The following is an 11,089-nucleotide window of genomic DNA, read 5'->3' as shown; positions in this document are numbered from 1 at the left end:
TAAAATCAATGGTGATAATCCCTGAATTGGCAAATAGTTATGAGTAGTCTACATAATTCTTTTGCCAAAACAACACGAAAATAAGAGATAAGAATCTAAAAATTTTCAAAACGCAAATATCTACAACTATTGATCTCACCTTAAAATACTACACCTCAGCCTAAGTCAACTAATGTTGTTTTTTTATACCAGAAATCCACATGATCGTAAAAAATTTAGATTTAATGGGGCTTATAGAACCAATAACAATCCAACTCTCGGTGAAGACAAAATCTTTGATTTACTGTCATTGCAATATTATAGATATCTATCCAAAAACAAAAAAACAATTCAATTTGAATATCAAAAGAATAGCTTTACTAATTGAAGGACAGAAGCACATAGGTGCACTTGACAGACAAGCAACAACCCTTTATAAAATGAATAATATTGGTTGTATTTCAGCACAATCATTAATATTCCCTCCATACAATATATTTAAGTACAAGATTAATTTAAATCATGGACATATGTTTTGACTTTACAAACAAAAGAGCCATCAAATATAAATATCAAAAAATTTGCTCTTTTTTTACTGGTTTTATTTTTTCTTTTTCCCAACGGGGTTGCCTACTGTGAAGAAAAATCCATAGCGGTCCTTGTCTCCAAAAAAATCAAACCTTATATGCAGGTTCTTAAAGGTGTAAAACAAAGAACCTCCCACACAATCGAAATATATTTTCTCTCTCAAAATTCAGAAAAACAAAAAAAAATCAAACAAAAATTATTGGCAAAACCCTATGACCTATTCTTAACTATCGGTCCAGAAGCCACTGCTCTAATATGGTCCATGAAGCCTTTGAACAATAAGGTTAAAATGTTTTCGGCCGTTCTTGATTCACATAAAATTCTCGCCCGAAATATACCTGACTGCGGAATCTCCCTTCAAATACCCGTCAGCACTCAATTAGAAGAAATAAATACTGCCCTGCCAAACACAAAAAAGATTGGGCTCCTTTTTGATAAAAAACACAATACACCTTTTTTTAAAAAAGCAATTATTTCCGGAAAGGAAAAAAATTTAAATTTAATCCCTTTTTCAGTAGGTTCAAAAAAAGAAATCCCACATATTTTGAAAGAAAATTTAAGTAAAGTTGATTGTATATGGATGATCCCAGACCAGACAGTGATTTCAGAAAGAATTGTCCAATATGTAATCAAGCAAGCCCTCTATCAAAAGAAAGGAGTTATTGGTTTTAACTCTTTTTTTATGCGATCTGGAGCTGTTTTTGCTTTTATTTTCGATTATTTACAAATAGGTATTCAAACTGCAGAAAAAATAAACAACTATTTCATCCAGGAGCAATGCGATATAACTCCCCCAAATTTTGAGAAAAAAATAAATTTTAAAATAGCCCAGACTCTTGGAATAAAATTATATAGGAAAAAATAACAAAAATGCTTTTCCCCAGAAATACAGGCATTCATACAAGACTTCTTGTCACAGCAATTTTGGTAATCACGTCGTCAACTATTACATTGGGATATTCTGGATTGAGCATGGTTAAACGTCTCGTCTCAGAACGGTTCAACCAACAAATTGATTACATGACAGAACAATTGGCAGTCAATGCTGAACTTGGTATATTAATTGAAGAAAGTTCTCTTCTGGAAGGATTGGCAAAAAGTGTACTTAATGAAAAGGATGTGGTTGGTGTAGAAATAACAGACAACAAAGGCAGGCTCATTGCGAAGCAATCCAGATTTTATAATGGTCCTTTTTTAATCAAAGAAAAAAAAGTGATCTTAAGCCAGACAGATACAGACGGATTTGATTTGGAAATCATCGCAGGTAGTACAGACAAAAGGCATATCGGATTTGTAAGAATAAAGTACACAATGCAAGGTATCCAAGAACTTTACAAAGCTATGGCACAACGTTTTGTTTTACTGTCCTTGGGGCTTGCGCTTAGTTCCTGTATTATCTTTTTTTTAATATCTCACTCTCTGGTCCGTCCTGTCATTTCTCTGGCAAATGTAGCGAACTTAGTTTCGAAAGGAGATAATTCTATTCGAGCATTACCCGGAACAATCCCCGAAACAAGACGCCTTGCATTTGCATTTAATGACATGCTCGACTCAATAGAGCGAAACAGAAAAGCTTTAATCGGTGCCCAGGCACGTCTCAGCCGACAAGAGGCCCTGGCAGAGGTTGGAAAATTTTCCATGATGATCGCCCATGAGGTAAAAAATCCTCTGGCCATCATAAAATCATCTCTTAGTATGTTGAAAAAAGACCTTAAAATTCCAGAAGACAATTTGCTTTTAAATTACACTGAAGAAGAGTTAACAAGGCTAAACACACTGATTGAGAGTTTTTTAATGTTTTCCAGACCAACAAAGCCTAACCTTATTTCCACAGACATTAATCAAGTGGTTGAGCAGGTTGTTTTGGGGTTCGAGCTTCAATATGATTCAAAATTTTTTAAAATTAACAGCTCGATTCCTGATGAAAAATGTATTACTCTTGCAGATGCGGACCTTTTATCACGGGCACTCAGCAATATAATAAGAAATGCCTGTGATGCCAGTAATAACAAGGGTAAAATTAATATTACGGTAAAAAGATTAGCAAATTTCTGGACAGTCTCTATTCGTGATTATGGTAAAGGTATTGAACAAAAAGATGTGGAAAAGTTATTTGAACCTTTTTACACGACAAAAACAACGGGTACAGGACTGGGGCTTGCTTTTGCCGACCAGGTTTTAAAAGCCCATGGGGGTGTTATTACAGCAGAAAACCATAAAATATCAGGAGCTGTCTTTTGCATAAAGATTCCCTTGGAATCCCTGGAATAAAAAAACAAGGATAAAAGTACTGATGGCACATATTTTAATAGTTGACGATGAAGACAAGATAAGACACCTTCTCTCAATGATGCTTGAAAGAAGAGGGCACACAACAGAAATGGCTGCAAATGGTCAAAACGCCTTTGAAAAACTAAAATCAAACAAATTTGATATGATTTTTTCAGATATCCGTATGCCCGAAGTGGACGGCAAAGCGCTTATTTTAATGATGAATAATGCCAAGATATATACGCCGGTAGTTTTTATTACGGCTTTTGCAACCGTTGATTCCGCCGTTGAAATGATGCGCCAAGGCGCTGCTGACTATATTACCAAACCGTTTGACGAAGAGAAAATTTTTATTACTGTGGAACGAACCCTAAAACTTTCTTCCCTTATTGCAGAAAATCAAGCGATGAGGCAGCAACTTCAACGAGCAGATGGAAAACATACCCTTGTTTTTAAATCACAACAAATGAGAGAAATCGTCTCTCTTGCTGCAAATGTTGCAGATTCAGATACTGCTGTGTTGATCACTGGTGAATCTGGAACTGGAAAAGAACTTATTGCTCGATATATTCACACAAAAAGCAAAAGGAAAACACGTAAATTTGTCCCTGTTAATTGTGCGGCCATTTCCCCTAATCTTGTGGAATCAGAACTATTTGGCTATGAAAAAGGTGCATTCACCGGAGCTGGAAAAACCCAAATTGGTAAATTTGAATATGCCGATCAAGGAACTCTCTTTTTAGATGAAATAGGCGATTTACCATTGGAATCACAAGCAAAAATGTTAAGAGCACTTCAGGAGAAGAAATTCCAAAGAGTGGGGGGTAACGAAGAAATACCTGTAAATGTCAGGATAATCTGCGCAACAAACAAAAAACTTCAACAAATGGTAAATAGAAACAAATTTCGACAAGATCTCTTGTTTAGAATCAACGTCTTTCCCATTGAAATCCTTCCATTGCGTAATAGAAAAGACGATATTCTTCCACTTGCAAACCATTTTCTAAATTTTTTTAAATTAAAGGGTAAATATGAATTAACCAAAGGTGCCTTCCAAAAACTTTTGGAGTACCCATGGCCAGGCAATGTTCGAGAACTTGGAAATGCCATGGAGCGGGCCATAATTCTAACAAAAAATACCGGAAAAATAACATCTGAAACGCTTTCTTTTCTGAAAATTCACCACCCAGAAGGTTTAAATGATACCATCATAAAACTTCCCCCCAATGGAATTCAACTGCAAACAGTGCAGCTCAGTCTTGTTAAGCAGGCACTCACTGCTGCCGGAAATAACCAAACCTCAGCCGCAAAACTCCTGGGGCTCAGTCGAGCAAAATTTAGGGTATTGTTAAAAAATATCGAAGATGATGATAAACTCGAAAAAGAAGGTTGCAGCCCGTGAGAAAAAGTATCACCAAAGCAAAAACAATTTCAAACCATAAAAAATGGAAACAAGATAACAGCTCCACAACATTTCCTAAAAGCTGCTTTATGGTTTTCTGCCTACTCCATCTTTTTATTATGTTTGAAATCATATTTCCACTCCCCACCCTTATGGCCGCTGACACCATGCTATTATTTGTTGGAGAAGACCTTGAAGTTATTTCTCTGGCATCAAGGCGAGAGGAAGCGGCTTGGAAGGCGCCCGCCATTGCAGATGTTGTAACAAATGAAAGGATCCAAAATACAAGTAACATTACCATTGCTAATCTTCTTGCGAAATCTACGGGTTTTTATATCAACGAAATTGAAGGAGGTAATATTCCCTTTCTTCGAGGGATTCCAGATTCCACACTTTTTCTATACGACACGGTTCCCATGGGATCATCCGCAAGCAAATCCGGCCAGAATATTGACAACGAAACTTCTCTGGCTGCTATCAAACGAATCGAAATTATTCGAGGCGCAGGATCTGTTTTATGGGGTCCAGATGCATTTGCAGGTGTGATCAATGTCGTTCCATTCACAGGAAAGGATTTTCAAGGAGTTAAAACCGGAATCAGCGCGTCATCCATGGATGACGCTTGCTCTACATTCCTCAATTTTGGTGCTGACAAGGGACAATGGGATTCATTTCTTTCTATTTCGGCAAAAACAGTCCAAGAGGACGACAAGACCTTTAATGTAATTAAATTCTGGAATGATGGAAAAACAGCCACAGCACCCAATGAACGATTTGGAGAGGCCACACCTGGAAATTCAGAATATTACGAAATTTACTCAAACCTGTCATTTGATAACTGGTTGAACTTTTCAGCAAGAATAACAAACAACAATAATGCGTATTCAGTATATGACTGGTCTGGAGAATACGCATGGAAGGAAGAACAATCCAAACCTACTCAAACATTAAAAATAGAAGCATCTAAGTCCACCGGCATTGATTCAGGTATCCGTTTTACTGGCTACTATACAAACAAAGATACCAACCTTAACATCATTGACAAAGATTTTGATCAATCTGAACAATCATTTTATGGAGAGTTAATCTACGACCATTCCATGTATAAAGAAAATGGATTACTGACAGCTGGTGCATCTTGGAGAAAGACATCTTTTAAAGATATCCTTATATGGCAAGGCTTCATGCCTAATTATCTGAACAAGGAAAATATAAATTTACTCCCACCCTATCAGACTGAAGATTATGAAAATAGACTCATATCAGTATTTGGTCAATACCGACAAAGGTTTACAAATTTTGAAATATGGGCAGGGGTAAGAAATGATAATCATGATGAATTTGAAAACAGAATCAGTTACAGCACTGGAGTAGCATGGGACTTTACACCCAATTTTATTTTAAAAAGCATTTATGGAACGGCCTATAGAACTCCTTTTGCAAAACAGGTGGCAGAAGGAAGAATTAGCCATCTTGAACGAATAAACAGCACCAATATTCAATTTGCCTGGAAGTCTGGAAAAGAAAAAGAAATATCATTCACTCTTTTTAGAAATAAAATCAAAAATCAAATTTTTGAAAATCGGGATGCAGGGGTAAATCTTTCCACACCAAACAGTCAAACTATTTGGGGAGCAGAGCTGGAGTGGAAACTACAATTATCGAAAAATTTTTTAATTTCAGGCAATGTCACCACTTTAAACAACAATGGTCCCCAAGAGACCTCTGAATACATGAGGTATGATCTGGAAAATGGGCAAGAGGAGTTGAAAATTTTAAAATATGATTATGATACCGGAGCAGAGACAATGGCCAACGTTTCTCTTCAATGGAACATGACAGAAAACATTCTTTTTATTCCAGAATTACGCTATATTGCTGAAACACAGCTTTATTATTTATACGAAGCTGACCCCACCGATCCTAGAGCTACCACAACGTTCATAAAAGTTACCTATCCAGATGTATGGCTGATGGACATTCATCTTAAAATAACTGATATTTTTCCATTTGGCATTAATTTTTTCGTCGAAAACATTTGGGATAAAACCTATGAGACTCCTGGCTTATACACTACAAATTCAGGAAAATCTTTCAATGCAGGTATGCTCATAGAAATGAACTGGTAATAAAAAATTGCCTACCCGGACAAGACAAAAACACATTACCCGCCTTTATTGAATAACCCAATATTATTAGCAATTTAATAATTTTTCTTTTCCCGATCCATGTCTCTTTTAATGTCCCGATCTTTGATTGTATTTCTCTTATCATAAAGTTTCTTACCTTTAGCAAGACCCAGTTGCACTTTTATTTTTCCATTTTTGAAATAAATTTTCAAAGGAACAATGGTAAATCCCCGCTCATTGATTTTAACGGTAAGCTTATTAATCTCCCGACGGTGGAGTAATAATTTTCGTGTGCGCAGGGCATCGTGATTATTATAATACGCATATTTATAAGGGGAAATGTGAAGCTGTCTCAAAAAAACTTCGCCATTTTTAATATCAGCATAGGAATCTTTGAGATTTACACCTCCTTCCCGGATGGATTTCACCTCGGTACCCACCAAGACTATACCGGCCTCCACCTCATCGGATATATGGTACTCATGCCTTGCTTTTCTATTGCTTGCAATAATTTTTATATGATCAGATTCCATTTGCTATAATGATCCGCCTAAATATTTTAGTGTATTTTGGATTCAACGTTGTAATACATTTTGTATTTTTTCAAAATTTACTTTCTTATACCCATAACCATCAATTTTAATATTGGTTATTTGGAACCTCCTGGATCTGGAAGTAAATTTAAAAAATATTCCACCATGGAATGGAAATCATTGAAGGGTCTCGGTGTATGTCGAGTGTACAAATTGATAAATTTCTTCAGTATTATCCATACCCAGAACTTTTTTTGCAGTTTTACAGACATCCTGGTAATTGAGTTTTCGGATGACCTGTTTAATCACCGGGATGGAGCCGGGATTCATGGAAAGCTCGGTAAAACCCAATCCCATGAGCACTGGCACATTCAAGGGGTCTCCGGCCATCTCTCCACAAATGGTAACAATGATGTTTTGTCTGTGGGCCGCATCCACCACCATTTTGATAAGCCGGAGTACCGCTGGATTTAAAGGGCGATAGAGGTGGGCCACCTGGCGGTTGTTACGATCAATGGCCAAGGAGTATTGAATGAGATCATTGGTGCCGATACTGAAAAAATCCACATATTTGGCCAATTCATCTGCCATGATGGCCGCCGACGGGACCTCAATCATAATACCCAGGGGGATATCCTTATTAAAAACCATTTCTTCCCGGGTAAGATCCATGATGGCCCGATTCAGCAGCTCTTTGACTTCAATAATTTCTTCCACACAGGTAATCATTGGGATAAGCAATCGGATATTGCCAAAAGCGGCAGCTCTGAGGATGGCCCGGATCTGGGTGAGAAATATTTCCGGCCGCTGAAGGGAGAAACGAACGGCCCGAAGTCCCAATGCCGGGTTTTCTTCACCAATATTTTTAAAATAAGGCAAGACCTTGTCGCCGTTAATGTCCAAGGTCCGGATGGTCACCGGCTGGGGGGTTATCAGCTCCACAGCTTCTTTATAACGGTCAAAGAGCTCATCTTCCGTGGGGAATCGTTTCTGGTCAATGTAGATGAATTCTGTGCGGAACAAGCCCACGCCATGGGCCACATTATCCCGTACAGATACCACCTCTTCCACCAGCTCAATATTTGCCATGAGTTTCATGGCATGTCCATCCAGTGTCACCGATGGCAGATGGCTCTCCCGGGTTATGAGTGCCCGGTATTGCTCGTACTGGGCCCGGCGTTCCTCGTATCGGAACAGGGTGTCTTCTTCGGGATTAATGATAAGCTGACCTGTGGAGCCGTCCACAATGAGGATATCATCATTTTGAACATTAACAGTGGCAGTACCAAGGCCGGTGACAGCAGGGATGTTAAGGGATTTTGCAATGATACTGGTGTGGGAATCTCTTCCCCCCCGATCGGTGACAAACCCTTTGATGTGCTCCAGTTGAATTTGACTGGTATCAGCCGGGGAGAGATCGTGGGCCACCAGAATCACCCGCATGCGGATGTCAGATATTTTTATATCCTGGGCCCCCATGAGCTGACGCATGATCTGTTCTGACACCTGGGAAATATCCGCCACCCGGGATTTGAGATAATCATCTTCCATGCGCTGGAACATGGTCTTTACCTGACGGGTCACTTTTTTCAAGGCCCATTCGGCATTGATTTTATCCTGGGTAATGGAGTCAATGGTTTTACCGTAAAGAAGCTTGTCTTTGAACAATACCAGGTGGGTTTCCAGTATATCCACCTGGCTGGAAAAATCTTCTCCCAAGGATTCCACCACCGCTTTGAGCTCATCCTTGGCTTTTTTAACGGCATTTTTAAACCGGTTGACCTCGGCGGGAATGTCTCGATCCACAATGGCGTAGCGCTTGATGAGATCTACACCTTCCCGATCCACCAGATATGCCTTACCAATGCAGATCCCCGGGGCACCGCCGATCCCCCTGAGCACCACTTCTTTTGATTCAGTCTTATCCATTTGTCATTTCTCCAAACCCATTTTCAAAGGCGGCCACGATGGCATCCAGCAAGGGGAGGTCTTTTTTTGATTCAGCCTCCAGAACAAAGATTTTTCCCTTTGTTCCGCTGATGGAGAGGATATCAATGACACTGGCGGCATCCGCCTTGTAATTTTCATCTCCAAGCCAGATGTTTTTTTCTGCATTTCTGGCAATTTTTGCAATCATGGCCGCTGGCCTGGCATGGAGCCCCAGCGGGTTCACCAGTGTTACTTTTCGTGATAATACTTTATAATCTATCAATTTTTTCTGCTGACCAAGGGGATATGACCCATCGGAATTTCAGAACCTTATATGGTTTGAACTCCGGCGATTCTCATAACCCTCCAGTATGAACTCCATGGTTAACGTACACTGTTTTTTACTCTTTTCAGCTTTCAATTCTATCCCCATCAATATATGTATCCGGGTAAAAAGTCAATAAAGAAGCCCGGGTACGGGCAATGGGAAGGCGTTAGAGTTGCAGTATCCAGTCTTGATATTTTTTGTTGTCCGGAGCAAGCTCATGGGCCCGCCGGGCATAGTTCATGGCCTTTATATCCATTGACTGCTGATGAAAGGACCTGGCAATGTTGAAATAATAGATGCTGTTGTCTGGATGAAGTTCAAGGCATTGCCGCCAGTCTTCAATGGCACCTGGGTAATTTTTCAGGGTCCATCGAATCCATGCCCGGTGATTATAAAGACCGGCTGTTTTCTTTTTTGCCGTTTCAAGGGCACGGGTGACAGCAATTTCCGCCCGCTCATGTTTTTTTTTCCTTTGCAGTGCCCGGCAAAAATAATAGTGGTATTGGCTGTTGCTGTTCTCCAGTACCGTGGCCCGCTGGCTTGCCAGTTCCATGGCATCCCAGTCTTTCTGTTTCTCGGCAATGTTGGCCAGGAGGTACCAAGCATGGGCTGTGGGTTGTTGTGCATTCATTCGTTCAAGTCTTGCCTTGGCCATTTCCAGTTGCCCCATGTCCATGAAACATCTCACCAGAATCATTTTCTCCACTGAAGAGTGGGGTCGATGCGCTTCCACGTATCGGATAAATTGGAGAAATTCATCAAATTTTTTTTCCGACCGAAAGCGTCTGTAAATGGAATTTAATTCCCCTTTAAGGTCTTTTGATCTGTCCAGTGCCTTTAAAAACAGTGCAAAACTTTGATCCATATCCCCTTTTTTAAAGTACAGGCCTGCCAAATACCGATGGGTGACAGCTGAATTGAGATGGGGCTTATACCCCATGCTGCGCTGATAATAATTAATGGCTGCATCCACCTGGCCATCTCCCAGTGAGATGGATGAGAGAATTGAAAGGGTCTCCCGGGGGGTGGTTCCTGCGGCCAGCGCTTTCAGACACCCTTTACGAAAGTAAATTTTCACATCAGCATCAAACCAGGATTGTGTTTTCAGGTATCCATGGGACATGGGGTAAATGGTGGCAATTTCTTCCACCATTTCTTTCAATTTTTCGGTCATTTGTTTACCATGGTAATAATGGGCCATTTCATATCGAACGGTGATACCGGCGGGCCTCAGGGCCGCAGCTTTCTGAAAAACAGGCAGGGGGTCATAGGTGTTTGGGGGGAGATGAGAATCAAAATAGGGCTGGAGTGCCGCCACCTTAGCCGTTATCTTGGCGTACCAGAACATGGTGCGATAACTCAGGGGATCGTGTGCTACAGCTGTTTTAAGAAATTCATGCCCCTGTTTAAAAAGGGCGTAGGCTGACTTGAGGTTCTCACGCCTGGTTGTTCCCACCGCAGTCTGTTTGATTAGAATCAGAGCCTGCTGGTATAACGTTTTTCCAAGGGCTGTGTGGATGCGAAACAGATCTCTTTTGCCCAGAATATCGGCAATTTTTTGGGGTAATATTTTTTTTGCTGCAAAAAGGTGCGATGTCGCCTGATCATATTCTTTCATTTCATAGGCTCGAATTCCTCCCTGATACTGGTATCTGGAAAGAAGCAACAGCGTTAACCATAGCATTAGAATAGCATAAATGGACAGAATTATAACTAAGGTATTTTTTTGTCTTTTCATGGGTTCCCCATTGCTCCAGGTGTGGGACGCATTGATTAAGCGTTTGTTTTAATTCCAAGCGTGAAAAAGAATTTAGACAAAAGAGAACGTTTGCTTGACACGTTTTTTACAGGTGCCCACCTCAAGGTAATCCACCCCTGTGATATATTTGACGCCATAATAAAAAATGTATCAACACAAAAGTAATTTATC

General features: G+C 39.9%; 9 protein-coding genes. 5 read left to right on the top strand and 4 right to left on the bottom strand.

What is annotated here, in order from left to right; translation table 11 throughout:
* The first annotated feature begins 200 nt into the window (after positions 1-200).
* The 5 genes from B9A32_RS21685 to B9A32_RS10300 are packed head-to-tail and all read left to right on the top strand — an operon-like array spanning position 201 to position 6,369.
* A complete protein-coding gene (locus B9A32_RS21685; protein ID WP_084069112.1) occupies positions 201-518 on the top strand; it encodes a hypothetical protein in 318 nt (105 codons plus the stop codon).
* A complete protein-coding gene (locus tag B9A32_RS10315; protein ID WP_084069109.1) occupies positions 515-1,432 on the top strand; it encodes an ABC transporter substrate-binding protein in 918 nt (305 codons plus the stop codon). The genes B9A32_RS21685 and B9A32_RS10315 overlap by 4 nt, the downstream gene beginning before the upstream one ends.
* Positions 1,433-1,437: 5 nt before the next feature.
* Entirely contained in the window at positions 1,438-2,838 is a 1,401-nt protein-coding gene (locus B9A32_RS10310; protein ID WP_084069107.1) for a sensor histidine kinase, read from the top strand.
* Positions 2,839-2,860: 22 nt separating this feature from the next.
* Positions 2,861-4,240: a sigma-54-dependent transcriptional regulator gene (locus B9A32_RS10305; RefSeq protein WP_084069105.1), complete on the top strand. Its 1,380-nt coding sequence runs from the start codon at positions 2,861-2,863 to the stop codon at positions 4,238-4,240.
* Positions 4,237-6,369 (top strand): TonB-dependent receptor plug domain-containing protein, encoded by a 2,133-nt coding sequence (locus B9A32_RS10300; RefSeq protein ID WP_084069102.1) that lies wholly within the window; start codon positions 4,237-4,239, stop codon positions 6,367-6,369. Before B9A32_RS10305 ends, B9A32_RS10300 begins: the two co-directional genes overlap by 4 nt.
* 74 nt (positions 6,370-6,443) lie before the next feature.
* On the opposite strand, the gene smpB is transcribed toward B9A32_RS10300, so the two are convergent.
* From smpB to B9A32_RS10280, 4 genes are all read right to left on the bottom strand, one after another.
* Positions 6,444-6,902, bottom strand: coding sequence for an SsrA-binding protein SmpB (gene smpB / locus B9A32_RS10295; RefSeq protein ID WP_084069099.1), 459 nt, complete (start codon positions 6,900-6,902; stop codon positions 6,444-6,446).
* Positions 6,903-7,079: 177 nt separating this feature from the next.
* On the bottom strand, positions 7,080-8,831 hold the full coding sequence (gene ptsP / locus B9A32_RS10290) for a phosphoenolpyruvate--protein phosphotransferase (RefSeq protein WP_084069097.1): 1,752 nt from the start codon (positions 8,829-8,831) through the stop codon (positions 7,080-7,082).
* Positions 8,824-9,114, bottom strand: coding sequence for an HPr family phosphocarrier protein (locus B9A32_RS10285; protein ID WP_084069094.1), 291 nt, complete (start codon positions 9,112-9,114; stop codon positions 8,824-8,826). The genes ptsP and B9A32_RS10285 overlap by 8 nt, the downstream gene beginning before the upstream one ends.
* 211 nt (positions 9,115-9,325) lie before the next feature.
* Positions 9,326-10,897: a tetratricopeptide repeat protein gene (locus B9A32_RS10280; protein ID WP_084069091.1), complete on the bottom strand. Its 1,572-nt coding sequence runs from the start codon at positions 10,895-10,897 to the stop codon at positions 9,326-9,328.
* Between the last annotated feature and the right edge of the window lie 192 nt (positions 10,898-11,089).

The sequence above is a fragment of the Desulfocicer vacuolatum DSM 3385 genome, assembly GCF_900176365.1.
GTDB classification, from domain to species: Bacteria; Desulfobacterota; Desulfobacteria; order Desulfobacterales; family Desulfobacteraceae; genus Desulfocicer; species Desulfocicer vacuolatum.
The sequence above is the reverse complement of the archived record's forward strand: the minus strand, read 5'-3'. Positions and strand labels throughout refer to the sequence as shown.